Origin of the sequence: Streptomyces sp. NPDC091387 (genome assembly GCF_044756945.1) — a bacterium.
Classification (GTDB): domain Bacteria; phylum Actinomycetota; class Actinomycetes; order Streptomycetales; family Streptomycetaceae; genus Streptomyces.
This window is the reverse complement of record NZ_JBIVTZ010000008.1, coordinates 16,366-41,909: the sequence shown is the minus strand read 5'-3', so window position 1 is coordinate 41,909 and position 25,544 is coordinate 16,366. Positions and strand designations below refer to the sequence as shown.

The window sequence follows — 25,544 nt, the reverse complement described above, 5'->3', positions numbered from 1 at the left end:
GCCGTGACGTTACTTGCGAGAAACTTCCAGCACAATCCTGCTGGTCGAAATTGCTCGCACGGAGTTCTTTTCTCGTACCCGGCTTACTAACTCTCCCGAACCACTTGTCATTTAGTGCGCAGTATCGCTCGCGGTTCCGTCGGGCAGCTTGCACCGGGCAGTCGTACGGGCCGCGGAGGCACCCACGGCTCACCGGCAGGGGCAGCCGCACCGGGGATGCGCCACGAGGGCCCGGACCCGCCCACCGGACCGGGGACCGCCGCACCCGGTGCGGACACGGAGAGCACCGGTCGGTGGCCCGGGCCGCACAGCGGCGGAAGCATTCTCCCGGCGGAGGAGCGCATATCCACCCGCCGGGCCTTCCTGCCCCCGCCGCTCCTGCCGGGCGCCGGCGCACCGGAAGCCGGCTGGGGCATTCCGTACACCCGGGACGAAACCGCTTCCACTGTCTCTTTGTCACTCCGTGAGCAGGAAAGCCAGGTCACTGAATGCCCGGCTCCGCTTTACGGCACGGGCCGAATCCGCTCATGGCACCACAGTCCGGCACCCCGCCGCTCCGCCGGCCCTATTCCGTGACGAAGCAGGCGGCTGAAAATATTGTCCGGAAGTGAGCACTCCCGCCCTACCTGCACCGGAGCACCACGATGCGGCCAGGATGTGTGCCCCCTGCACTTCGATCTTGCACAAGTGGTGGGCACCGCAGCTGACTTGGTCTATCTTCATCGCGGACTTGGTACGCACCTGTCGGTTCGTGGGAGCGCTTTCCCCCACTGCCTCACCCCCACCGGGCGCCGGAGAGCAAGGGGACACGTCATGCGAGATGTCATTTCGCCATTGGACACGGGGGATCCGCTGGGACCGCTTCCCCAGGAGTTCGCCGCCATCATGCGGCCCGAACTGCCGAGCCTCATCAAGGAGATCGGCGTCGAGGTCACCCGGGCCTATCCGGAATACGCGCGCCTGCTCAGCGGACCCAACGGCCAGGCCATTCGGGTCGGCGTGGAACAGAGCCTCTCCTCCTTCGTGGACCTGGTCGCCGAACCGTCCACATCGACCTCGCTGCGTGACGACATGTGCCGCCGTTTCGGCCGGTTCGAGGCCTACGAGGGCCGCACCATGGAAACGCTCCAGGGCGCGTACCGGCTCGGCGCACGGGTCGCGCTGCGGCGGGCGAAGAAGGTCGGCCGCAGTTACAACTTCTCACCGACCCTGATGCTCAGCTTCGCGGACGCCCTCTTCGCCTACATAGACGAGCTCGAATCACTCTCCCGCGAGGGCTTCCTGGAGGTGCAGTCGCAGTCGGGCGAGCAGGGCGAGGCCATGCGCCGGCGCCTGCTCCATCTGATCCTGGCCGGCCGCCCCGTACCCCGTACCGCCATCGCCGAGCTGTGCGAACAGACCGGGTGGACGCTGCCCGAGGAGGTCACCCTCGTCGCCGTGCGCGCTCCGGCCAGGCTCGACCGGGTCAGCGCCGACCGCGACATCCTGGCCGATCTCAGCGATCCCCAGCCGCACTTACTGATCCCGGGACCGCTCGACGACGCGCGAAGATCCATGCTCGACCAGTCGCTCCTGGGCACCCGCGCGGCGATCGGCCTGACCGTCCCCACCGCCCTGGCCTCGGACTCGATCCGCTGGGCCAGGCGGGTCCTCGAACTCGTCGATGCCGGTGTCATCGACGACGCGCCGTTCGTCCTGTGCGAGGACCACCTCATCACCCTGTGGCTGCTGTCCGATCCGGTCCTCCTGGACCAGCTCGCCCAGCGGGAACTCGCGCCCATCGCCGGAATCAGCGCCAACCGGCGCGAACGCCTCGTCGAGACCCTGCGCATCTGGCTCGACACCCGCGGCACCGCGGCCCACATGGGCGAGCTGCTCGACGTCCACCCACAGACGGTCCGTTACCGCATGCGCAACCTGGAGTCCATCTTCGGAGAACAACTGATCGACCCCGAGAGCAGGTTCTCCACCGAGGCGGTGCTGCGGGCGCTGCAGTTGCAGGCCCGGGGTCAGGAATCCGTCCTGTAATAGTCCCGCGGAACGGTCTCAGGTCGGATCACGGACCTCACGTCGAGTCAACTTACTTATGGGTAAGGCGAAATACCCGGTCACTCCCAAACGGTTGCCACACGGAGACGTTCTCAACGAGAAACCCGGAACCGCGTCCCGTACACATGGAGGAGTCGGCCGCCCACCCGGCGGCCGCACCGCATGACCTCCTGGCCACCATTCGAGAGGGAACACCCCATGACCGCCTCGCACCTCCTCGTCCCCGTGCCGATTCCGGACCGGGTCGCCGCACTGATCGGCTCCTGCATCCCGCCGCACATCCTGGAGGCGGAGTTCGACGCCGAGTGCGCCGCGCGCGAGGTCCGCAGGTTCCGCGGTCCCCGGCTCGGCATCGAGGACCAGGCCGACCGTGAGCAGGCCCTGTCGGAGCTGGCCCGCGCCAACAAGCTCCTGGCCGCCCACCACCCCCTGCTGACGGTGCGCCCCGGCAAGGCCTGGTGACTCCCCCCGCGGCGCACCGCTCCCGCACCGCCTTGCGGAGGGGCGGCCCGACGCTTACCTTACTCAAAAGTAAGTTTACTTCAGAGTAAGGAACTGGCGTGGCCGACAACAGCAGCGGCAACCTCACCGGTGAACTGGCCGCACTCGACTTCGCGGCCGTCTCCCCGCCGGAGTTCGCACGGATCGTCAAGGGCCTGTCCGCCAGGCAACTCGGCGAGGTCATGCACGGCGAACTGCGCACCCGGGTGCTCAGCGAGGTCTTCGGCCGGATGAGGCAGCAGTTCCGCCCGGACGCCGCGGGTCAGCTCAGGGCGCTGATCCGCTGGAAGATCACCGGGGACAGCGACGCGGTCTTCGAGACCTCGATCGCGGACGGCGCCTGCACCGTCAGCGAGGGCCGCTCCGACGCCGAACCGCGTACGACCCTGGTGATGGGGGACGCCGAGTTCCTCAAGCTGGTCTCCGGCAACGGCAATCCGGTGACGATGTTCATGATGCGCAAGCTGAAGGTGGCCGGCGACGTCGGTCTCGCCTCGGGCCTCACCCGCTACTTCGACATCCCGAAGGCCTGACCCGATGAGCTACTTCTCCCTCGCCCTCACCGAGGAGCAGCAGGACCTCCGTAAGTGGGTGCACGGCTTCGCCGCCCAGGTGGTGCGCCCGGCGGCCGCCGAATGGGACGCCCGCGAGGAGACCCCCTGGCCGGTCATCCAGGAAGCGGCCAGGATCGGGCTGTACGGTTTCGAGTCGCTGGCCGACATGTACGGCGACCCGACAGGGCTCTCCCTCCAGATAGCCAACGAGGAGCTGTTCTGGGGCGATGCCGGAATCGGCATGGCGCTCTTCGGCACCTCTCTCGCCGTCGCCGGGATCTTCGCCTCCGGCACTCCGGACCAGCTCGCCGAGTGGGTTCCGCAGTGCTACGGCGACGAGGACGACCCGAAGGTGGCGGCGTTCTGCGTCTCCGAACCACAGGCCGGCTCCGACGTCTCCGCGATGACCACGAAGGCCCGCTACGACGAGGCCCGGGACGAGTGGGTGCTCTCCGGCCAGAAGGCCTGGATCACCAACGGGGGCATCGCCGAGATCCATGTGGTCGTCGCCTCGGTCGACCCGGCGCTCGGCGCCCGCGGGCAGGCCGCGTTCATCGTGCCGCCGGCCACGAAGGGCCTGGAGGCGAGCCGCACCATCAAGAAGCTCGGCCTGCGCGCCTCGCACACCGCGGACGTCTTCCTCGACGACGTCCGGGTCCCCGGGCACTGCCTGCTCGGCGGAAAGGAGAAGCTGGACGCACGGCTCGCCCGCGCCCGCGAGGGCACCAACGCCAAGGGGCAGGCGGCGATGGCGACCTTCGAGGTCAGCCGCCCCACGGTCGGCGCCCAGGCGCTCGGCATCGCGCGCGCGGCGTACGAGTACGCGCTGGAGTACGCGGGGCAGCGCGAGGCGTTCGGCCGCCCCATCATCGAGAACCAGTCGATCGCCTTCGCGCTCGCCGACATCCGTACCGAGATCGAGTCCGTGCGGCTGCTGATCTGGCAGGCCGCCTGGATGGCCCGCAACGACCGGACCTTCGACGCGGGGCAGGGCTCCATGTCCAAGCTGCGCGCCGGTGAACTCGCCGTGTCCGCGACGGAGAAGGCCGTGCAGATCCTCGGCGGCGCCGGGTACAGCCGGGAGCATCCCGTCGAACGGATGTACCGCGACGCCAAGATCTACACGATCTTCGAGGGGACCAGCGAGATCCAGCGCCTGGTCATCGCGCGGGCGATCTCGGGGCGCCACATCCGCTGAGCCGGTGCGGGGCACCCGTCCGGACGCCGTCCGTGCGCGCCCCCGGGACAGACCCGCCGCGCCGGGTGCATGCTCGTCCGAGTGAGAAGCCGGCCGGTGTACGGGGGCACACCGGCCGCGGTGTCACCCAGGGTGCCCCCGCCACCGGGAGACCGAATGCACCGGACCACCGTTGTTTCCGCACTCGCACTCACCGCCGCGCTGCTGACCGCGGCGCCCGCCTCGGCCGGCACACCGGCCGCCTCCGGCACCGGAGCCGGCTGGGAGCCCGCGCCCACCGCCCCGTTCGACGCGGCGGCGGGCGCCCGCTGCGACGTCCCGATCCACGCCGAACCAGTCGTGGACGAGGTCGTACAGAAGGTGCTGGCCACACACCCCGACGGCTCGCCCTCGGAAATCGCGTACAAGGGCGCCCTGGTCATCCGGGTCACCAACACCGACACCGGCGCGTTCCACGACGCCGACGCCAGTGGCAGCGCGCTCGTCGACTACCACGCGGACGGTTCGCAGCGCTGGCACGCGGTCGGGCCCGTGCTCGCCGGGATCGGCGAGCACGACAGCAACCTGCCGCGCGGCGAGCAACTGATCGACGGGATCTACACGCTGGACATCAGCGCCACCAGATACAAGACGCTGCGCATGATCCACGGGTCCACGGACAACATCTGTACCCACATCGGCTGACGCCCCACCGGGGGCGGCGGCCCGGCGATCCGGACCGCCGCCCCTGACTCAGCCCGCGACCGGAGTGAACCGCACCGGCAGCGACCGCGGCCCCCGGGTGAAGACACCCTGCTCGGTCGGGGTGAACCCGTCCGCGAGCCGTACGTCGGGCATCGCGTCCAGCAACTGGTTCACCCCGGTCTCCACCTCGGCCCTGGCCAGCAGCGCGCCCACGCAGAAGTGCCGGCCCAGGGCGAACGCCAGATGGTCGGCCGCCGCGGAGAACGCCGTGGTGCTGGTCAGGTCCGTGCGGAAGATGTCGAACCGGTCCGGATCGCGGTACCGGGACGCGTCCCGGTTGGCCGAGCCGATCAGACAGGTGACGGTCGACCCGGCGGGCACCAGGCCGCCGCCGAGCTCCACATCGGTGGCGGCCTGACGCATGATCATGTGCACCGGCGGGGTGAAGCGCAGCGTCTCGGCGAAGGCCCGGTCGATCAGGCTCCGGTCCTCCTGTACGGCCGCGAGCTGCTCGGGGTGGGTCAGCAGGTTGGCGAAGATCGAGGCGATGGCCTTGTCGGTGGTCTCGCCGCCCGCGGCCAGCAGCAGGCTGCAGAAGGCCTTGATGTCCTCGTCACTCATGCGTACGCCGTCGACCTCGGCCGCGCAGAGCGCGGAGAGCAGGTCGTCGCCGGGGGCAGCGCGGCGCTGCTGGATGACCGGGATCATGTACGCGGCGAATTCCTGCCGGGTACGCTCACCGGCCGCCGCCACGTCCGGGTCGCCCGCGAGGTTGCCGAGGAAGGCGATGACGGTGGTGTACCAGCCGTGGAAGCGGCCGTGGTCCGCCTTGTCCAGACCGAGCATGTCCGCGATGACCAGGACGGGGAGCCTGGTCGCGAACGCGTCGACGAGATCGGCCCCGCCGGTGTGCCGGAAGGTGTCGATCAGCTCGCGGGCGTTGCGCTCGATGACCGGGAGGAACTTCTCCTGGAGGTCGGTGCCCCGGAAGGCCGGGGCGACCAGGGCCCGGCGCACGGCGTGCTCCCGGCCGCTGAGCTGGAGGATGGTCCTGCCGTGGACGGGTTCGATCTGCCAGTCGTAGTTGTCGGTGGTGAATTCCCCGGCCTTGTCCTTGAAGACCCGTTCGACGTCCTCGTAGCGGGAGACGATGTAGCTGTTCATCGCCTCGTGCCGGATCAGCGGGGCGCTCTCGCGCATGATCCGGTAGGCACCGTAGGGATCGGCGGCGAAGCCGGGCGAGAGAATGTCGGGCACGGGCGGCTCTTGCGAGGCGAGCGACTCTTGCGGGGCAGACGTCATGGCGCTCCAAGGTCGTTGACGGGCAACGCCGTCCAGGTTATTGACCACCCGCCCGCTCACGCACCCCTTGGGGAAACACCATGGCCGCCGGCCCGCGCCCGTCCGTCCTCTTCGTCACCGACCTCGCCTACGAGGCCCGCGGGCGACGCTACTGCGACGAGGACGTCTTTCTGACCTCACGGCTGCGCGAGGACTTCGACACGGCGCTCTGCCATCCGCGCGACGCCGCCGCGCTGCTGGACGGTTTCGACGCGGCCGTCATACGCAACAGCGGCCCGGTACTGCACTACCAGGAGGCGTACGACGCCTTCCGCGCACGGGCCCGGGAACTGGACGCACGGGTCTACAACCCGCTGACCGGGCGGGGTGACATGGCGGGCAAGCAGTACCTCGTCGACCTGAGCCGGGCCGGGTACCCGGTGATCCCCACCGTGGACCGGGCGGCGGACCTGGGGCTGCTGCCCGGGGCCGAGGAGTACGTGATCAAGCCGAAGCTGGGCGCGGACTCGGCCGGGCTGCGCTTCGTACGGGTCCCCGAACTGCTCCCCGCGCTCTCCCCCGAGCTGTCCTCCGAGGCGGACGGGGCCCAGCTGGTCCAGCCGCGGATCGACTTCCGGTACGAGGTGTCCTTCTACTTCGTCGACCAGGACTTCCAGTACGCGCTGTACGCGCCGCACCCGGAGCAGCGGTGGGTGCTGGAGCCGTACGAGGCGAGTGCGGCGGATCTGGGGTTCGCCCGGTCCTTCGTCGAGTGGAACACCCTCGGCCACGGCATCCAGCGGGTCGACGCGTGCCGGACGGCGGACGGCGAGCTGCTGCTCGTCGAGCTGGAGGACCTCAATCCGTACCTCTCGCTGGACCGGGTGCCGGAGCCGGTGCGGGAGGCGTTCGTGACCCGGATGAAGGCGTCGCTGCGGGATCTGCTGGCCTGACACGTCCGGCCGTCCCCCGCATGCGGGTGACAGGGCGCGGTGTGAGGGTGCAAACGTGACCACTGCCAGCGAGACCGCCCCCGCCGCGCAGAGTGCCGCCGCGCCGCCCCTGCTCGATCCGCGCCGCCGGAACATCGTCTTCGCCACGATCGTGCTGGGCATTCTGCTGGCCGCGCTGGACCAGACGATCGTGGGTACCGCGCTGCCCACGATCGTCTCGGACCTGGGGGGCGCCGCCCATATGTCGTGGGTGGTCACCGCGTACCTGCTCGCGGAGACGGTGGCGACGGTCCTGGTCGGGAAGTTCGGCGACCTGTTCGGCCGGAAGATCGTCTTCCAGCTCTCGGCGATCATCTTCATCACCGGTTCGTTCCTCTGCGGTCTCGCGACGAACATGACGCTGCTGATCGTGTGGCGCGGTCTCCAGGGCATCGGCGCGGGCGGTCTGATGGTCACGTCGATGGCGCTGATCGCCGATGTGATCCCGCTGCGCGACCGCGGCAAGTACCAGGGTGCGATCGGTGCGGTGTTCGGCGTCTCCACCGTCGTCGGACCGCTGCTGGGCGGGCTCTTCACGGACCATCTGACCTGGCGCTGGGCGTTCTACGTCAATGTGCCGATCGCGATCGTGGTGGTCATCGCCGCGGCCCGCACCATTCCGTCCGTGAAGGCCGCGGGGCGTCCGGTCATCGACTACCTGGGCATCGCGCTGGTCACGGTCGGGGCGAGCTCGCTGATCCTCGCGACGAGCTGGGGCGGCAACCAGTACGCCTGGGGCTCGGCCGTCATCATCGGCCTGTTCGTGCTCGGGCTGGCCGCGCTCGCGCTGTTCTGCCTCGTCGAGTTCCGGGCGAGGGAACCGATGCTGCCGATGCGGCTGTTCGGGAACCCGGTCTTCACGGTCTGCTCGATCCTCAGCTTCATCGTGGGGTTCGCGATGCTCGGCGCGATGATCTTCCTGCCGACGTATCTGCAGTATGTGGACGGGGACTCGGCGACCCTCTCGGGCGTCCGGACGCTGCCGATGGTCGTCGGTCTGCTGGTCGCGTCGATCTTCAGCGGCAACGTGGTCAGCAAGACCGGCCGCTACCGGATCTTCCCCATCGTGGGCTCGCTGGTCATGGCGGTCGGCCTGTTCCTGCTCTCCCGGATGGGCCCGGACAGCGGGGTGTGGCTGGAGTCGCTGTACATGCTGGTGCTCGGGCTCGGCATCGGCCTGTCCATGCAGGTGCTGACGATCGCGGTGCAGAACACCGTCGACTACTCGGACCTGGGCACGGCGACCTCGGGCGTGACGTTCTTCCGTACGCTCGGCAGCGCCTTCGGTACGGCGGTGTTCGGGACGATCTACGCCAACGCGCTCGGCCCCAATCTGAAGGAGGGGGTCGCGTCGGCGGCGCGGGCCGGCGGTGATCCGGCGGTGCTGGCGAAGGCGGCGCAGAGTCCGGAGGGCCTGCACTCGCTGCCCGGCGCCCAGTCGGCGCCGCTGGCCCAGGCCTACGCCGAGACCCTGCACACGGTGTTCCTGTGGACGGTGCCGGTCGCGGTGCTCGGGTTCGTCGTGGCGCTGTTCCTGAAGGAGGTGAAGCTGCGCGACACGGTACGGGCCGGCTCGACCGACATGGGCGAGGGCTTCGCCTCACCGAGCGCCGGCGACTCGGCGCGGCTGCTCGAGTTCTCGGTGGCCAAGATCCTGCGGCGGGTCGACCCGGACACGGCCCGGCGGATCATCGCCGAATCGGACACCCGGCTCGACATGGCGGGGGCCTGGGCGGTGATGCAGGTCGAGCTGTTCACCCGGATGGTCGGCCACGCGGGGCTCCGGCTGATCGCGGCCCGGCACCGGATTCCGCCGGAGGTGCTGGTGCCCGTCTTCGACCGGATGATCGAGGAGGGCTATCTCACCGGGGACGGCCACCTGTTCGCGCACACAGAGGCGGGGAGCAGGGAGGCCGCGACCATCACGACCGCCTGGGCGACGTGGCTCAACGAACAGCTGGGCCACGACGGTGAACGCCCGGACGACGCGCGGGTGCGCGCCGCGGTCGACGTCATCGCCAAGCGGCTGCTGGCGGAGGACCTCGCGCAGGAGCTGTCCCCGGCGGCCCCGGCCGGCGCACCGGTCTGACGCGGTGCACCACCGGACCCGCCGAGCGGCTCAGTCGGCGAAGACCGCCGACTCGTAGACCCAGGCGCCCTCGCAACGGACGAAGCGGCTCTTCTCGTGGAGCGAGTCGGCGCGGCCGTCGTCCTCGAAGTGCGCCCGGAAGGTGACCGTGCCCGTGGTGTGGAAGGCGCTGCCCTGCGTCGTCCCCAGGATCTCCAGCCGCTCCCAGCGCACCCCCGGATCGAGGTCGAGGACCTCCGGCCGGGTGTCGGGGTGCCAGGTGCGCAGCAGATACGCGGCGTCCCGGACGGCGAAGGCCGCGTACCGCGAACGCATCAGCGCCTCGCAGGTCGGCGCGGCGGCCCCGGCGTGCAGCCGCCCGCAGCACGCGCCGTACTCGGCGGGCAGCCCGCACGGGCAGGGCGATGCCGCGGTGATCTCCGGTACGGGAACGGTGCGGGCGCTCGCGGCGGACGGGCGCCTGGGGCGTGAGGTGCGTCGGGACATGGGGTCCATTGTGGCCTGTGACAGGACCGTGCCCGCGCGCCGCCCGGCGCACCCTCGGCCTCCATGACCGGCCGGCGCAGCAGGTCATGGAGGTTCTGCCCCTGTTTGCGGCAATGCGGCGGGGCAGCCCACGGCGCCGCGGATCGGTGCCCAGACGGGACCGGTGAGTGCGGCCACCGCCTGCTTCTGGGAGAGCGGCGGAGCGTCACGGGTCGGCTCGGGCGTGCTTCCGCCACCGAAGTCGCCGGCGGTGTTCCACTGCGCCATCTGGAGCTGGGCACCGGTCGGCTTCAGGGTGACCGTCGTCGTCCAGCGGTGCGCGATGGCGGAGTCGGGTACGGGGTCGGGACCCGTCGGCTGCCTCTCCGCGATCTTCTCCGACATCACCAGGGCTCCGCCGGGAAGCGCGGCGCCGCTCGGCAGCTCGCTCAGCTCGCAGGTGTCGCCTGCCCCGGCACGCCCGGCCGTTCGGTCGCAGCTCGGCCCTTCGCCGTCCCTCAGCGGCAGCTTGAGCCGCAGGGCCGAGACTCCGACGTTGGCGGCGCCGTGCCCGTCGTTGACGTCCGCACCGTCGTTGGCGACCCACCCGCTGGACGGATTCGAGGGGTCGTTGCTCTGCCCGTGCGCCTGGTAGAAGCGGCTCCCGGGGTACACCCGGCTGAGGGTCTCCTGGACCAGGTCCTCGGCAAGATGTGTGTCGCCGGCCGCGAGGACGTACGCCGAGCGGTACAGCGCCTTCGCCCTCGCGGCCACGGACTCCAGGTACTGATCCTCCTGTGCTGGTTTCACTCGGCCACCGTCTGTTCTCTTGTTCCGTGATCCCCGTGCATACCCCTCTTGACTACGCGAGACGGCGGGATGCCGCGCGGCGGGAGCACCTTCGTCTCCACCGACGGCGGACGGGGAGAGCCGAACCCGTGACCGGCGCTGAATCCACGTGTGCGGCAGTCGGAGACGGAGTGAGCCCCGCCCGGTCAACGGGCGGGGCTCACTCCATGAGTTCCCTCGGGCAATCCATCAGGTCAGGTCAGCAGGAAATCCGCCTGGCCGGCCTTCGCTCCCTGGATGAACGCGGCGATCTCGCGGTGGGTGTAGATCAGGGCCGGGCCGTCCGGGTCCGCGGACTGGCGCATGGCGATTCTTCCGTCGGAGAGCTTCATGGCCTCGACACAGTTGCCGCCGTTGCCACCGCTCCACGGCTTGTACCAGCCCTCGGATCCCAGATCGGCGGCCGGCATGCCGTTGTATATGGGTGTCATCACAGCTCCTTGCGGAAGTCCCGGAGGATTTCCTTCGTGCGTTGTGCAGTCGCGGCCTGGGCCGCCATGCGGTCCATGACCTCGAGGTAGGAGGCCACCTCCGGGCGGGCGTCGAAGTAGACGGCCCCGGTCAGGTACTCGCTGTAGACCATGTCGGGGAGCTCCGGGACGGCGAACCGGAAAAGCACGAAGGGCCCGTAGGTGCCCGGGTGATGGCCGGTCGAGAACTCGGCGATCTGGAGGGTCACGTTGGGCAGCGCGGTCGCTTCGAGCAGCTGGTCGACCTGGGCGCGCATGGCCTCCGGGCTGCCCACCGGGCGGCGCAGCACCGTCTCGTCCATCACGACCCACAGCCGCGGGGCGTCCGGCCGGGTGAGCAGGGACTGGCGCTGCATCCGCAGTGCCACATGGCGCTCGATGTCCTCCGGCCTGGTCTGGCCGACGGCTCCGGTACGCATCACCGAGCGCGCGTACTCCTCGGTCTGCAGCAGCCCGGGGACGAAGTGCGGCTCGTACATGCGCAGCAGGCTCGCGGCGCCCTCCAGGCTGACGTACATGCTGAACCAGTCGGGCAGTACGTCGTGGAAACGCTGCCACCAGCCCGGCTTGTTGGCCTCCTCGGCGAGGACGACGAAGGCGTCGGCCTCGTCCTCGGAGATCCCGTAGGCCTTCAGGAGCAGTTGTACATAGGGGATCTTGAGAGCTACCTCGGCCGTCTCCAGCCTGCGTATCGTCGCGGGCGCGACACGCAGCACCTTGGCAGCCTGGTCCCGGCTCAGGCCGACGCGTTCCCGCAGATCCTGCAGGCGCTTGCCGAGAACGACCTGACCCACGGTCGGGGCGGACCGCGGTTCACTCACTTCAGACCTCCCCATGCGCTGTTTGCCAGCAGTGTGCCATGCGCGTGGCATCAAAGACACAGCCACTCTGGAAATTTCAGAGTGCCCCTTGCCAAGTGTTCACGACAGGGGGAGAGTTGGTGAGTGAACCAGTTCACTAGTCACGCCCGCCTCCTTTCGAGAGGTCGCGAAGCGTGACGCAGCCCCCACTGTGAGGATTCGGTCGTGGCACCTGGCAGTGCGCTCATCCCCCGGCTCATGGACCTCAGCCCCGGGACGGAAGCGCTCCGGTACTGCTTCGCGCTGCCCGCGCACCCGGAGTCGGTGGCCGGTGCCCGGCGGCTGACGCGGGCCCGGCTGGACAAGTGGCGGCTGGGTGGCGACGCGCACGACGCGGCGATCCTCATCGTGTCCGAACTGGTCACCAACGCGGTGGTGCACACCGCCAGCTCTCGCGTCGTGTGCGAGCTGCGCTGCCTCGATCACCGGCTGCGCATAGCCGTACAGGACCAAGGACACCAGCCAGGCGGGCCGCAGTTGTCCCGCGGCGCCGATGACGAGCACGGACGCGGCCTGCTGCTCGTCGACGCGATGTGCAGTGCCTGGGGGTCCCGCGACACCGGGGGCGGCTCGGGCCGCATCGTCTGGGCAGAACTGCCGCACGGCACGGAGCACTCATGCTGAAGAACGCCATGTCCCACCTCCTCGGAACCCGCCGGCCCCGTGAGCCCGGCCGCCCCGGTGACGGCGGCCGCGTGCAACTGCCGCTTCCCTCGGCCCTCTCCGCGACCCTGGGCTGCGACGCGGTGGGGGTGCCGGCGCGGTACGGCTTCCGGCTGATGTCTCATCTGCCGCGCACCGGCTGCGTCTTCGACGACGGGGAGCGCTGGTGGTGGATCGTCCCGTCGGGCTCCGACCTCGATCTGGACTGGCCCGCGCAGGCCGCCTACGCACGTGGGGCCTACGTCCCCGCGGTGCGGCCCCGGCTGATCCACCAGCCCGACAGCCGTACGCCGTACACTCCGCCCATCCCGCTGTACCTGATGGTCTGCCAGGTGACCGGCGTGACGCCGTCGTGGACGTCCGCGGGCGGTCCGCGCGTCCCCTCCGCCCCCTGACCGGCACGCGGGCGTACGTACGCCCTGATCGGCACGGCGGCGGTGACGGACGAGGTGGCGAGCGGCCGGATCGCCCGTACTCGACGTCACCGATCCGGAGCCCTGCCCTCCGGATTCCCGTCCGCTGGAGCTGCCGGGCGCCTTCCTGACTACGCATCCGGCGGGCTCGCTCGGCAGTGAGCTCCGGCGGCTGGGCAGTGCGGCGGCCGACGAGGTGGAACGCATGGTCACCGGGGTCGCGTTCGCCCGCGCCGTGCGCGGGGAGGAGCTTGCGCACAGCAACTGACCTGCCCTTCCTCGCGGCATGGACCCGGTCACCCTGCGTTGTCAGTGGTCGGTTCTACTGTGGAACCACTGATCGAGAAGCCCGCGTCAGTGCGGGTCGAACGGGTGTGAAGGGGGCGGACCAGTGCGTCGCTGGGAGTACGTCGAGGGCAGCGCGTCGAAGTTCTGGGAGACCGAGGCGGACGGTGCAGCGGTGACGGTGCGCCACGGGCGCTGCGGAAGCGAGGGGCGTACCCAGACGAAGGAGTACGCCTCCGCGGCGGCCGCGGACGCGCAGGTGGTCAAGTCGATCGCGGAGAAGGAACGCAAGGGGTACCGGGAGGTCGGGGCGTCGGCCGCGGCGCCCTCGGGCGACGGTTCCGCCGCGGATGCGCATGCCTCCGGTTCCGGTGAGGCCGCCGGGCGGCCCGTGACGCTGCCGGACGAGGACACGTTCGTGCTGCCGGCCGGCTGGCGGCGGATGCTCCATCCCCGCCGGGGCGGAGTGGCGCGCACGCCCGCCGCGCCGCAGCAGAAGTCCCTGGACACGCTCGCGGCCCGGACGGCCGAGGAAGCGGCCTGGATCAAGGAGTTCCTGGACGCGCCCCGCAGCGACCCCGGGCTCGCCGACCAGGTCCGCCACCACCTCGCCGGCAGCCCCTCTCCGGCCGGGGCAGCGGGGCTGGCCGCGGTCGTCGGACTCGTCTCGCCGAATGCCGCGTCGTGGGCGGACAGCTGGGTGCGGGACCACGGCCTGCCGTTCGCGGCCCGCGCGGCGGTGGAGCTGTTCATGGTCGACGCCCGCTGGGAGCAGAGCGGGCGCAGGCGCCACGCCCCCTGGCTGGAGGCGCTCTCCCGGACCCGCGACATGTACTGGTCGAACGGGCGCCGCCCGGCCGCCGACCGGGTCCGCGCACTGCTCGCCGCCACCGACGAGGAGACCTACCGGGCAACGGTGAAGGCGCTCGCCCCGTGCCGCACCGACGCCCACCGGAGGATCATCACCGCCTATCTGGCACCGAGCGAGACCGACTGGGCCGCCGCTCTGTCCACCGATCCCGAAGTGACCGACGAACAGGACCACGGCCTGCTGTCCCTGGTGTACTGCACGCTCAACTCGGCCGAGCAGGTGGCGGCGTTCCCGTGCCGGCCGGGCATCGGCCTGAGCACCGCCCTGACCGCGACGGCGGCCGAAGGCGTCGGCACCGCCGTCGTCCCGATACTCGCCGAGGGGCTGAACGGCACCTATGCCTACGCGGACGGCCTGAAGCACGTCGCCAACTCGCTCGTGGAGTTCCCGACGGACGAGGCGTTCGGTCTGCTGCTCGGCCGGGCGGACACCAAGCAGGTCCGCGCGGCCCTCTTCGAGGCGATGCGCCGCTATCCGGTACGGGCCCTGAGGATGCTGGCCACGGAGGTGCACGACCGTACGGGCACCTCGCCCACGATGTCGCGCCAGCTGCTGCAGGGGCACATCGCCGCCCACCGCGTCCTCGTGGAGACCGTACTGCCGTCGCTCGACGGCGAGCTGGCGACCGTCGTCGAACCGCTCCTCAACCCGGTGGACCGGATCGCCGACGCGCCCGTGGACACGCTGCCCGCGGTGCTGACGGAACCGCCGTGGGCCCGGCCGCGGAGCAGGGCGAAGCGCACCGCGGCCGTGACCGGCCTGACGGCGGCCTGCGAGCCCTCGGTGGGGTGGCTGCCCGGTGAGCGGGAGCAGTGGGCCGCCACCACGAGCTGGTACACCCGGCGCGGCGGCTCGGCCGGCGGCGGCTGGGAGGAGCAGATCGCCGCCCTCCGCCACGGCCTCGACGCGCCGACCCTGCAGCCCGCGTGGGTCTACGTCCACGGGCCCGAGGAACTGGTCGCCCCGGCGCTCGCCGTCTGGGACCCGGTCGATCTGTGGGACGGCTCGGACACGCTGAGGCCGGTCGCCGCCCGCTTCGGCCTCGACGCCCTGCCGCTGCTGCTGCGGGCCGTTCCCAGGCAGCCGAGCCATCTCGCCCCGTTGCTGCTGCCGTTCCTCGATGTGGCGATCGCCCGGCACATGGCCGCCTGGGCGATCCGGCTCAAGTCCACCGCCTCCACAGCTCGTTCCTGGTTCGAGCGGCACGGTGTCGCGGCCGCTCCGCTGCTGGTGCCCGATGCCGTGGGCAAGGCCGGAACCGCACGGCGCGCCGCCGAACAGGCCCTCGTCCAGATCGCCGTGCTGCACGGCGACGAGGTCGTGCGCGGGGCCGCCGAAGGGTACGGGGCCCCGGCAGTGGACGCGGTGGCGGAGCTGCTGGCCGCCGATCCGCTGGAGCGGGCGCTGCCCGTCACCCTGCCCGTTCTGCCGGCGTGGGCGGATCCCGCCCTGCTGCCCCAGATCGCCGTCCGCTCCGGTGGGGCCCTTCCGCAGGAGTCGGTGCGCCATGTCCTGACCATGCTGGCGATGTCCAGGCCCGGCGAGGCGTATCCCGGGCTCGGTGACGTCATCCGGACGGCGGACGCCAGATCGCTGGCCGGGTTCGCCTGGAGTCTCTTCGAGCAGTGGCGGCTCAACTCCCTCCCGGCCAAGGAGTCGTGGGTGCTGTCCGCCCTGGGGCTCCTCGGTGACGACGAGACGGTCCGCCGGCTGACCCCGGTGATCCGCGCCTGGCCCGGCGAGGCCGCCCACCACCGGGCCGTGGAGGGGCTCGACGTGCTGGCGGCGATCGGCAGCGATGTCGCACTCCTGCATCTGCACGGCATCTCCCAGCGCGTGAAGTTCAAGGCGCTGAAGGTCCGGGCCACGGAGAAGATCGCCGAAGTGGCCTTGGGGCTCGGGCTCACCGGCGAACAGCTCTCTGACCGGCTGGTGCCCGACTTCGGTCTGGACGCGGAGGGTTCGACGGCCGTCGACTACGGCAGCCGTACGTTCACGGTCGGCTTCGACGAGCAGGTGCGGCCCTACGTTCTGGACGGCACGGGCAAGCGCCTCAAGGACCTGCCGAAGCCGGGCGCCCGGGACGACGCGGAGCTGGCCCCGGCCGAGCGCAAGCGGTACATGGCGTTGAAGAAGGACGTGCGGACGGTCGCGTCCGACCAGGTGCGCCGGCTGGAGGCGGCGATGGTCGCGGAACGGTCCTGGACGGCACAGGAGTTCCGGGAACTGTTCGTGTCCCATCCGCTGATGTGGCACCTGGTGCGCCGGCTGGTGTGGCTGAGCGAGACGGACGAGGGGCGCACCGCGTTCCGGGTGGCCGAGGACCGTACGTTCGCCGACGCCGGGGACGAGGCCTTCGCCCTGCCCGATACAGCGACGGTGCGACTGGCTCATCCGCTGCACCTCGGCGAGGAGCTGACCGCCTGGTCGGAGGTGTTCGCGGACTACGAGATCCTGCAGCCCTTCGCGCAGCTCGGGCGTGCCGTGTTCACGCTGAGCGAGGAAGACGCCGGAAGCAACCGGCTGAAGCGCTTCGAGGAGCTCAGGGTGCCGACGGGCAAGGTCCTCGGCCTGTTGCGGCGAGGCTGGGAGCGCGGGGTGCCGCAGGACGCCGGCGTGGAACGCTGGATCTCCAAGCGGCTCGGTGACAACTGCTACCTGGTGATCGCGCTGCGGGACGGGATCGCCGTCGGCGTCATCGACATGTTCCCCGACCAGACCCTCGAAACGGTATGGCTCGACACCCGGCCCGACGACTACCGGAGGAACCACGGCCACCCGCTGCGCTTCGGCGGCCTCGGCGCGGTGACCGTCTGCGAACTGCTCGCCGATCTGGCGGAACTCACCGAGGGCGTGGCGGCATGACCGTACGGAACGAGGTGCTGAACGGTCCGGCCGATGACGCCGCCGGCCGTGACCGGGCGGCGGACTCCGTGCAGCGGCCGCCCGCCGAGGTGCGGTACGCGGACGAGCTGGCCGGGCTGCGGGCCGATGACCGCGACCCGCGGCCGCCTGGCTGGGAGCTGAGTCTGCGGGCGGCCCGGCGCTTCGTCGTGGGCGATCCACAGGCCGGCGTCAGCCGGAAGTTCGTCGGCAATCCCTCGCTGGTGGACCGGGCGCTCGTGACGCTGGCGACCAGCCGGGGGCTGATGCTGGTCGGGGAGCCGGGCACCGCCAAGTCCCTGCTCTCCGAGCTGGTCGCGGCCGCGGTCAGCGGCGATTCGACGCTCACCGTGCAGGGTGGCGCGGCGACCACGGAGGACCAGATCAAGTACGGCTGGAACTACGCGCTGCTCGTGGCCGAGGGCCCCTCGACGCGCTCGCTGGTGCCCGCTCCGATGCTGCGCGGCATGACGGAGGGGCGGCTGGTGCGCTTCGAGGAGATCACCCGCTGTCCGCTGGAGGTCCAGGACTCGCTGCTGTCGCTGCTCTCCGAGCGGGTGGTGGCGATCCCCGAGCTGACCGGACCCGACGCCATGGTCTTCGCCCGCCAGGGCTTCAACGTCATCGCGACGGCCAACACCCGGGACCGCGGAGTCAATGAGATGAGCGCCGCGCTCAAGCGGCGGTTCAACTTCGAGACGGTGTTCCCGATCCCCGATCTGGACTCCGAACTGGCACTGGTCGAGGCGGAGGTGACCACGCTGCTGCGGCGCTCCGGCGTGGAGCCGCCGCCCGACCGGGACGTGCTGGAGGTCCTGGTCGGTACGTTCCGGGAGCTGCGCGCGGGGGCCGGGGCCAAGGACGGGTCCGCCGGGGGTGGGGACCGGCCCACAGCGGTGATGAGCACGGCGGAGGCGGTGTCGGTCGCCCACGCCGTGGGGGTGCGCGGCTGGTTCCTGCGCGGCGAGCCGGGCAGCGCGGCCGATGTGGTGGCCTGTCTGGCGGGTACGGCGGCGAAGGACAGCCCGGAGGACCTGGTCCGGCTGCGCCGCTACCTGGAGCAGCAGGTGCGGCGCCGCCGCTCCCCGCAGTGGCAGGCACTGTACGACGCGCGCCATCTGCTGGCCGACTGATGTCCGCCGTGTTCCTGGGGGTACGCCACCACTCCCCCGCCTGCGCCCGGCTCGTCGAGCGCACCGTCGAGGAGCTGAGGCCGGCCCATGTGCTGGTGGAGGGGCCCTCCGAGATGAACGGGCGGCTGGAAGAGCTGCTGCTCGGGCACACCCTGCCGGTCGCGGTGTTCAGCCACTACCGCGACGGGCAGCGGGCGGCGACGTCGTGGGCGCCGCTGTGCGACTACTCCCCCGAGTGGGTCGCGCTCCGCGCGGGCCGGGCGGCGGGGGCGGAGGTCCGTTTCATCGATCTCCCCGCCTGGCATCCGGCGTTCGCGGAGCGCACCAACCGGTACGCCGATGCGGAGGTCCGGTACGCGGAGGCGACCGAGCGGCTCTGCGGGCACTTCGCGGTCGACTCCCCCGACGCGTTGTGGGACCGCCTCTTCGAGGTCGAGCCGGACGACGGCATCGCCGAACGGCTCGATGCCTACTTCGCCCTGGTGCGGGGCGAGGCACGGGCCGATACGGGCGACCGGGCCCGCGAGGAGTACATGGCGGCCTGGGCGCGGGCGGCGGTCAGCGCGGCCGGCGGCCGGCCGGTGCTGGTGGTGACCGGTGGCTTCCACCAGCCCGCCCTGCGGTCGCTCACCGCGTCGGGCGGCTCGGACAGCGGCTCGGGCGACGGCTCAAGCGACGGCTCGGGCGGCGAGTGGTGGGATGTGGGCGCGGACGGCTGGCCGTTGGTGCCGTCCCCGCCCGCCGGGGCCGACGCGGGGAGCTTCCTCGTGCCGTACTCGTTCCGTCAGCTGGACGCCTTCACCGGATACCAGTCGGGGATGCCGTCGCCCGGCTACTACCAGGAGGTGTGGGAGAAGGGCCCCCAGGCAGCGGCGGACGGGCTGCTGCGCGCGGTGGTCGAGCGGCTGCGGGCGCGAAAAGTCCCGGTGTCCACCGCCGATCTCATCGCGGCCCGCAGTCTCACCGAGGGGCTGACCGCGCTGCGCGGGCACCCCCGTACCGCCAGGATCGATGTGCTGGACGGGCTCGCGGGTGCCCTGATCACGGACGACCTGGACGGACCGCTGCCGTGGACGGACCGGGGCCCGCTCCGGGCGGGCACCCACCCCGCGGTCGTCGAGATGCTGGCCGCCTGCGGCGGCGAGCGCACCGGGCGGCTGCATCCCGCGACTCCGGCTCCGCCGCTGGTCCACGATGTGGCCGCGCAGCTGACCCGGCTGGCGCTCGACGGCGGCCCCGACCGCTCCTACCGCCTGGATCTCACCGGCCCGGTGGATCTGGAGCGCAGCCGGGTGCTGCACCGGCTGCGGGTGCTCGGCGTTCCCGGCCTGGTGCGCACGGCGGGTCCCGAGCACGGCGTCGACCCGGTGTTCACCGAGTGCTGGGAGCCGCGGTCACCGGCCGGGCGGGAGGCGGCGCTCGCCGAGGCGGGGGCGTTCGGCGCGAGTCTGGCGGAGGCCGCGGCGGCCGCACTGACCGAGCGGACCGGTCTCGGGCCCGGGGCCGACGCCCCTGCCGGGGTTCTCTTCGACGCCGTGCTGTGCGGAGTGGGCGGCCTGTCCGAACGGTTGCTGTCCGAACTGTCTTCGCGGATAGGCGGGTTGACGGCTCCCGGACCGCTCGGCGAGGTGCTCTCGACCTCACTCGGCCTGTGGCGCCACGACCGGGTGTACGGCCTGGCCCGCGGTCCGCTGCTGGCAGCCGTGATCGACGGCGCGGTGCGACGTCTGCTGTGGCTGCTGGAGGGCGCGCGCGGCCCCGCCGGAGTCGATCTGCCCCGGCTGCGGGCGGTGGCCGCCGTCCGCGATGCCGTGCTGTACGCACCGGAGCTGCTCGGCGTCACACGGGAGACCGCGGCCGCGATCGCGGAGCGGATCAGCCGCGATCCGGCCGCGCCGTCCGATCTGCGGGGCGCCGCGTTCGGGCTGCACCGGCTGCTGGAATCGTCCTCCCCCGGTGCGGGCGGTCCGGCGGAGGCGGTTCGGGAGATGTCCGCGGCGGGCACGGACACCCTGGGCGACTGGCTGGCCGGGCTGTTCGTGCTCGCCCGCGACGAGGTGTCGGGCGGCTCGGGGCACCGGACGGCCGCCGGCTCCGGACCGGATCCCGAGGCGTTGATCGCCGTGCTGGACGACCTGATGTGCGCGTTGCCCGACGACGCGTTCCTGGCCGGACTGCCCGCGCTGCGGCAGGCCTTCGCGTTCTTCCCGCCGCGCGAAAGAGAGCGGATCGCGGGTCGGCTGCTGGAGCGGCGCGGTGTGCACGGCTCCTCGCGCGCCCTGTTGCGGACCACTGCCGACCCCCTGCTGATCGCCCGCGCCGGAGCACTTGAGCAACACGTGACCGAACTGCTGGACCGCTACGGACTCGGAGGCACCGCCGCATGACCGGACCCGCCCACGGCACCGGCCCGGACCGGACCCCCGGACCCGTTCCGCCGTACGACACCGTCCCCGGACCGGTTCCCTCCGGCGGCGCTCCAGACGCCGGGCTCGAACGCTGGCGGCTCGTCCTGGGCGCTCCCGCCGAACGGCACACCGGACCGCTGGGCCGGAGCCGGGCGGGCCAGGACGCCGCGCTCGACTGGCTGTACGGCCGCGACCCCGACCTGGCCAGGCGCGGCGTGCGCCGCTCCGGTTCCGCCACGCCCCGCACGGGCGGTGAGGGCCCGTCGCCGGTGACCGCGATCGACTGGCTCGACGACATCCACCGGCTCTTCCCGAGGGAGACGATCGAGCGCCTGGAGCGTGACGCCGTGGAGCGGTACGGCATCCAGGAGATCGTGACCGACCCGGCGGTGCTGGAACGGGTGGAACCGAGCCCCACCCTGCTGCGGGCCGTGCTCCGTACGAAGCACCTGATGAACCCCCAGGTGCTTCGGCTGGCCCGGCGCATCGTCGAGGAGGTCGTCGGACAGATGCTGGCCCGGCTGCGACCGGAGATCCGTCGGGCCCTGCACGGCACCCGCTCCCGGAAGCCGAGCCGCACGGCCCTGGCCAGGGACTTCGACTTCGCCCGGACCGTACGGGCCAACCTCGCCCACTACCAGCCGGCCGAACGGCGCCTGCTCATCGAGCGCGCCCACTTCCACTCCCGCACAAGGCGCCATGTGACGCGGTGGCAGTTGATCCTGCTGGTCGACCAGTCGGGTTCCATGGCCGGATCGGTGATCCACTCCGCGGTGACGGCGGCCTGTCTGTGGGGGCTGCCCGGTCTCAAGACCCACCTCGTCGCCTTCGACAGCAACGTGGTCGACCTGAGCGCCGATGTGAGCGATCCGGTGGAGCTCCTGATGCGGGTCCAGCTCGGCGGCGGCACGGACATCGCGCGGGCCGTGACGTACGGCGCGGGACTGGTGGAAAACCCGCGCCGCACGATCGTCGCGCTGATCACCGACTTCTACGAGGGCGGCGACGCCTACCGGCTGCGGCGTGCCGTGCGTTCGCTGGTGGAGCAGGGCACGACCGTGCTGGGTCTGGCAGCGCTGGACGAGGACGCGAACCCCGATTACGACCGGGAGGTCGCGGCCCGACTGGCCGAGGCGGGCGCCCACATAGGGGCGATGACACCGGGCCGGCTGGCCGAGTTCGTCGCGGAGCGGCTGGGCCGATGACACCACCCACGCCTCCGCCGCAGCCCTCCCCCACCACATCCGCCCCCGCCACGTCCGGCGCCACAACACCCACAGACACCACACCCACCCCCGCGACACCCACCGCCACCACGCCGTGCGACGCGCGTGCCGATCTGCTGGCCCTGACGCCCGACACGCTGGCCGCGCTGGCCAACCGGGGGCTCGTCAAGCGTGCGGCGAAAGAGCTCGACGCGGGCGCCGCGCCCGAGCTCACCACCGAGCCGGACACCACCGTGCGCGCGCTCTTCGGCGACAGCACCCTCGCCGCTCTGCCACCCGGGGCCGGCCTGGACAACGGCACGTGCAGCTGCGCCGCACCCGGGGTGTGCCGCCACCTCATCGCGCTGGTCCTCGCCTACCAGCGCCGGGCGGGCGACGGCTCCGGTGATGCTCCCGCACCGCCCGCCGACTGGTCCCCCGGCAGCATCGAGGACGCCGCACTGGCCTCGGCCATGGGCGCCCGCCCGGTCGCCGCCGCGCGCCGCGCCTTCCACCAGGGGTACGGCGCCGTCGTGCACCGCGCCACCGCCGAACGCCCCGATCCCTGGGTGGAACTTCCCGCCTGCACGGTGCGCTTCCCGGTCCCCGGCGAGGTCGGGTACGCCACCACGGACGCCGCCGCGGCGCTCCGCGGCGAAGTCGTCACGCTCGCGGTCTGGGCGTTCCGCGCGGCCGACGCGGCGGGGACGCGTGAGCTCTCCGTGACCGTCCGGGTCGGCGGCCGCGCCTCCGACGACGGGTCCTCGGGCGGGGCCGGAGCGGGGGCGGGGGCCGGGCTCGAAGAGGCGGCCGCCCTGGCCGACGCGTTGCTGCTGGAGGGTGTGGCGCAGGCGGGCCCCGTGCTGGGCGGCGCACTGGCGCGGGCCGCCAAGGCGCTCGCCGCCGATTCGCTGCACTGGCCCGCCGGCGCGCTCGCCGAACTGACCGGCCAGCTCACGGCGTACGCGGACCGAGGCGCCGGATACCGCCCCGAGCTGGTCGCCGCCCTGCTCGCCGAGGTCCACGCCCGGCGGCTGGCCGCCGCGGTCCCCGGCGCCCTCGGCACCCGCGAGCCCGGCGACACCCCGCTGCGCCGGGTGCGGCTCACGTCGCTCGGCTGCCGTATCCGTGGCACGGCGGGATCCCCGGTCGCCGAGGTGTATTTCGCGCATCCCGGTGCCGGGACCGTGCTCGTCCTGCGGAAGACGTGGACGGCCACAGAGGGCCAGGAGCTCACCGGGCGCCAGCTGGCCGGGCGCCGGCTGCTGTCCACCACTCTCGGCGGCCTGGCCACCGGCAGCCTGGTCAGCGAAAGCGTCCGGCGCACCGCCGGCCGTGCCCTGACGATCAGCAGGGGCCGCCTCGGCACCACCAGCATCACTCCGGTCGGCGCCGCCTGGAAGGAACTGCCCGCGCCCTTGCTCATCAGCGATCTGTCCGCGCTCACCGCGGCGTGGGAAGGGCGGCCGCCCCGGCTGGTCCGGCCGCGCGTCGAGGCCGAGTCGGTCGGGGTGGTCGCGCTGTCCGAGGTCGGTGAGGTGGGCTATGACGCGGGCGAGCAGCGGCTGGAGGTCACGGTGCGGGATGCGTCGGGGACGCCCGCGGTGCTGACGTCGGAGTACCGGCCTCAGTGCCCGGGTGCGCTGGACGCGCTGGCCGATGCGCTGGCGCGGGGGGCCACGCATGTCAGCGGCGCGGTGGTCCGCGCGGGCGGCGGGATCCGGATCGACCCGATCGCGGTGCTCGGCGCGGGCGGGGTGACCGTGCCCGACCTGGCGCCGGGCGACGGTGCCACCGCGCTGGCCGCCGCGGTGCGGCGGACGCCGGAGCCGCTGTCGGCCGCGCTGGAGGAGGCGGTATCGGCGCTGGCCGCGCTGGCCCACAGCGGCCTCCGGCAGGCGTCCGGTCCCTCGCGTGCCCGGATCGACGAGGCGGCGACCGCCCTGTCGCGGACCGGGCTGACGCGTGCGTCGGCCCTGCTGCGCGCGGTCCTGCACGCGCTGGAGCACGGTGGCGACGTCGCACCCGCCGCGCGGGGCGGTGACCCCCGCACCGGTGCCTGGCTGGAGGCGCAGCTCCATCTTCTGGTCAGCAGCGAACTCCTGGCCGCCGAGGGCCCCTGAGCCGGTGTGCGTCCCGGACCGGAGAACCGGTCCGCCGCGGTACGGAGTCGGCACAAGGGCGGCAGGGCATCGGCGCGGCGGCGGCCGGGGCGCGTGTCCCGCAAGGGGTGCTACGTCAGATAGGCGAGAGCGGGGTGGACCCGGGTGTATCCGTCGACCAGGCGACGGGCGACCGAGACCGAGTCGACCAAGGGATGCAGAGCGAAGGCCCGGACGGCGTCGGCGCGCGAACCGCTCGCCGCGGCGTCCAGCACCGCGCGTTCGACGGCCTTGACCGAGGTGACCAGGCCGACGGCGTGGTACGGGAGCGGGTCGACGGCGACGGGATGGGCGCCGTTGGCGTCCACGAGGCACGGCACCTCGATGACGGCGTCCGCGTCGAGCACCGAAAGGGTGGTGCGGTTACGGACGTTGAGGATCAGGGAGGTCCGCTCGTTCCGGGCGACGGCCCGCATGAGGGCCAGTGCGACCTGCTCGTAGCCGCCGGAGTCGAGATCGCTCTCGTCGCGCTCACCGGCCCCGGCGACATCCCGGTTCTCCGACATGTAGGTCGCCTCGCGCTCTGCGCGGGTGCGGTCCCAGGTGGCCAGCGCGGGGGTGTCCGGGTGCTTCATCCGGCCGTAGAAGCCCTCTTGCTGTTCGCGGAGGAAGGCGCCCCGGGTCTGCTCCGCCTCCTGGTAGGCGCGGACCGCCTCGCGGTTGAAGTAGTAGTAGTGCAGGTACTCGTTGGGGATCGCGCCCAGGGACCGCAGCCAGTCGCCGCCGAAGAGCCTGCCCTCCTCGAACGAGCCGAGCAGTTCCGGGTCGGCGAACAGGCGCGGCAGTTCGTCCCGGCCCTCGACGTACAGCCCGCGCACCCAGCCGAGGTGGTTGAGGCCGACGTAGTCGACCCGGGCCCGGTCGGGGTCCGCGCCGAGCACCCGGGCGATCCGGCGGCCGAGGCCGACCGGCGAGTCGCAGATGCCGATGACGCGGTCGCCGAGGTGCCGGGACATGGCCTCGGTGACCAGGCCGGCGGGGTTGGTGAAGTTGATGACCCAGGCGTGCGGTGCGAGCCGGGCGATGCGCCGGGCCAGGTCGACCGCGACCGGCACGGTGCGCAGACCGTAGGCGATTCCGCCCGCGCCGACGGTCTCCTGGCCGAGCACGCCTTCGTCGAGGGCCACCCGTTCGTCGGCGGCCCGGCCCGCGAGCCCGCCGACCCGGATCGCGGAGAAGACGAAGTCGGCGCCGCGCAAGGCGTCGTCGAGCTCGGTGGTCGCGACGACGGTCGGCGCGTCCGGGATGCCCTCGGCCTGTTCGGTGAGCACCCGGGCGACGGCGGTCAGCCGGTCGGCGTCCGTGTCGTAGAGGGTGACCGCGGAGACCCGCCCCTCGGCGTGGTCGGCGAGCAGCGCCCCGTACACCAGAGGAACCCGGAACCCGCCGCCACCCAGAATTGTCAGCTTCACGCTTCCGCATGGTACGTGGGGTACCGCGAGGAGACTCCGCGCGCCGGGCCGGTGCCGCGGACGGGCGGACGACGGCCCGGCGCGGAGGGAGGCTCCGCTCCCCTGTCGCCGGGCCGT

At 72.1% G+C, this 25,544-nt stretch carries 19 protein-coding genes and 1 pseudogene; 14 read left to right on the top strand and 6 right to left on the bottom strand.

Going from position 1 to position 25,544, the window contains the following annotated elements; translation table 11 throughout:
* Positions 1-813: 813 nt before the first annotated feature.
* From ACIQM0_RS17610 to ACIQM0_RS17590, 5 genes are all read left to right on the top strand, one after another.
* Positions 814-2,028 carry a helix-turn-helix domain-containing protein gene (locus ACIQM0_RS17610; RefSeq protein WP_401287309.1) on the top strand — a complete coding sequence of 405 codons (1,215 nt, stop codon included), beginning with the start codon at positions 814-816 and terminating at the stop codon, positions 2,026-2,028.
* Positions 2,029-2,247: 219 nt separating this feature from the next.
* Positions 2,248-2,511, top strand: coding sequence for a hypothetical protein (locus ACIQM0_RS17605; protein ID WP_401287306.1), 264 nt, complete (start codon positions 2,248-2,250; stop codon positions 2,509-2,511).
* Positions 2,512-2,609: 98 nt separating this feature from the next.
* Complete coding sequence (locus ACIQM0_RS17600; protein ID WP_401287304.1) at positions 2,610-3,083, top strand: SCP2 sterol-binding domain-containing protein; 474 nt, start codon at positions 2,610-2,612, stop codon at positions 3,081-3,083.
* A gap of 4 nt (positions 3,084-3,087) precedes the next feature.
* Positions 3,088-4,302, top strand: a complete 1,215-nt coding sequence (locus tag ACIQM0_RS17595) for an acyl-CoA dehydrogenase family protein (RefSeq protein ID WP_401287301.1) — start codon at positions 3,088-3,090, stop codon at positions 4,300-4,302.
* 156 nt (positions 4,303-4,458) lie between these two features.
* Positions 4,459-4,986, top strand: a complete 528-nt coding sequence (locus ACIQM0_RS17590) for a hypothetical protein (RefSeq protein WP_401287299.1) — start codon at positions 4,459-4,461, stop codon at positions 4,984-4,986.
* Positions 4,987-5,034: 48 nt separating this feature from the next.
* On the opposite strand, the gene ACIQM0_RS17585 is transcribed toward ACIQM0_RS17590, so the two are convergent.
* Positions 5,035-6,288, bottom strand: coding sequence for a cytochrome P450 (locus tag ACIQM0_RS17585; RefSeq protein ID WP_401287296.1), 1,254 nt, complete (start codon positions 6,286-6,288; stop codon positions 5,035-5,037).
* A gap of 80 nt (positions 6,289-6,368) precedes the next feature.
* Here ACIQM0_RS17585 and ACIQM0_RS17580 point away from each other — a divergent pair, with 80 nt between their 5' ends.
* Together ACIQM0_RS17580 and ACIQM0_RS17575 are read left to right on the top strand one after the other, a co-directional pair.
* Positions 6,369-7,220: a hypothetical protein gene (locus ACIQM0_RS17580; protein WP_401287293.1), complete on the top strand. Its 852-nt coding sequence runs from the start codon at positions 6,369-6,371 to the stop codon at positions 7,218-7,220.
* Between the two features lie 55 nt (positions 7,221-7,275).
* A complete protein-coding gene (locus ACIQM0_RS17575; RefSeq protein WP_401287290.1) occupies positions 7,276-9,348 on the top strand; it encodes an MDR family MFS transporter in 2,073 nt (690 codons plus the stop codon).
* Positions 9,349-9,378: 30 nt separating this feature from the next.
* On the opposite strand, the gene ACIQM0_RS17570 is transcribed toward ACIQM0_RS17575, so the two are convergent.
* The 4 genes and pseudogenes from ACIQM0_RS17570 to ACIQM0_RS17555 form a co-directional block, all read right to left on the bottom strand.
* Complete coding sequence (locus ACIQM0_RS17570; protein WP_401287287.1) at positions 9,379-9,834, bottom strand: YchJ family protein; 456 nt, start codon at positions 9,832-9,834, stop codon at positions 9,379-9,381.
* A gap of 648 nt (positions 9,835-10,482) precedes the next feature.
* Positions 10,483-10,623: pseudogene (locus tag ACIQM0_RS17565) on the bottom strand (SigE family RNA polymerase sigma factor); the annotation flags it as partial.
* A gap of 233 nt (positions 10,624-10,856) precedes the next feature.
* Positions 10,857-11,093, bottom strand: coding sequence for a DUF397 domain-containing protein (locus ACIQM0_RS17560; protein ID WP_363029803.1), 237 nt, complete (start codon positions 11,091-11,093; stop codon positions 10,857-10,859).
* Positions 11,093-11,953: a helix-turn-helix domain-containing protein gene (locus ACIQM0_RS17555; RefSeq protein WP_401287284.1), complete on the bottom strand. Its 861-nt coding sequence runs from the start codon at positions 11,951-11,953 to the stop codon at positions 11,093-11,095. The genes ACIQM0_RS17560 and ACIQM0_RS17555 overlap by 1 nt, the downstream gene beginning before the upstream one ends.
* A gap of 204 nt (positions 11,954-12,157) precedes the next feature.
* Here ACIQM0_RS17555 and ACIQM0_RS17550 point away from each other — a divergent pair, with 204 nt between their 5' ends.
* The 7 genes from ACIQM0_RS17550 to ACIQM0_RS17520 all read left to right on the top strand — a co-directional run bounded on the left by ACIQM0_RS17550 (position 12,158) and on the right by ACIQM0_RS17520 (position 23,976).
* Positions 12,158-12,616: an ATP-binding protein gene (locus ACIQM0_RS17550; RefSeq protein ID WP_401287281.1), complete on the top strand. Its 459-nt coding sequence runs from the start codon at positions 12,158-12,160 to the stop codon at positions 12,614-12,616.
* Entirely contained in the window at positions 12,610-13,050 is a 441-nt protein-coding gene (locus ACIQM0_RS17545) for a hypothetical protein (protein ID WP_363029799.1), read from the top strand. Before ACIQM0_RS17550 ends, ACIQM0_RS17545 begins: the two co-directional genes overlap by 7 nt.
* 409 nt (positions 13,051-13,459) lie before the next feature.
* Complete coding sequence (locus ACIQM0_RS17540) at positions 13,460-17,089, top strand: DUF4132 domain-containing protein (protein WP_401287278.1); 3,630 nt, start codon at positions 13,460-13,462, stop codon at positions 17,087-17,089.
* Positions 17,086-18,240: an AAA family ATPase gene (locus ACIQM0_RS17535; RefSeq protein ID WP_401287275.1), complete on the top strand. Its 1,155-nt coding sequence runs from the start codon at positions 17,086-17,088 to the stop codon at positions 18,238-18,240. Before ACIQM0_RS17540 ends, ACIQM0_RS17535 begins: the two co-directional genes overlap by 4 nt.
* Positions 18,240-20,627, top strand: coding sequence for a DUF5682 family protein (locus ACIQM0_RS17530; RefSeq protein ID WP_401287273.1), 2,388 nt, complete (start codon positions 18,240-18,242; stop codon positions 20,625-20,627). The genes ACIQM0_RS17535 and ACIQM0_RS17530 overlap by 1 nt, the downstream gene beginning before the upstream one ends.
* Positions 20,624-21,853, top strand: coding sequence for a VWA domain-containing protein (locus ACIQM0_RS17525; RefSeq protein ID WP_401287270.1), 1,230 nt, complete (start codon positions 20,624-20,626; stop codon positions 21,851-21,853). Before ACIQM0_RS17530 ends, ACIQM0_RS17525 begins: the two co-directional genes overlap by 4 nt.
* Entirely contained in the window at positions 21,850-23,976 is a 2,127-nt protein-coding gene (locus ACIQM0_RS17520; RefSeq protein WP_401287267.1) for a hypothetical protein, read from the top strand. Before ACIQM0_RS17525 ends, ACIQM0_RS17520 begins: the two co-directional genes overlap by 4 nt.
* Positions 23,977-24,086: 110 nt before the next feature.
* Here the strand turns inward: ACIQM0_RS17520 and ACIQM0_RS17515 are convergent, their stop codons facing one another.
* Positions 24,087-25,427 (bottom strand): 6-phospho-beta-glucosidase, encoded by a 1,341-nt coding sequence (locus ACIQM0_RS17515; protein ID WP_401287264.1) that lies wholly within the window; start codon positions 25,425-25,427, stop codon positions 24,087-24,089.
* Positions 25,428-25,544: the final 117 nt, after the last annotated feature.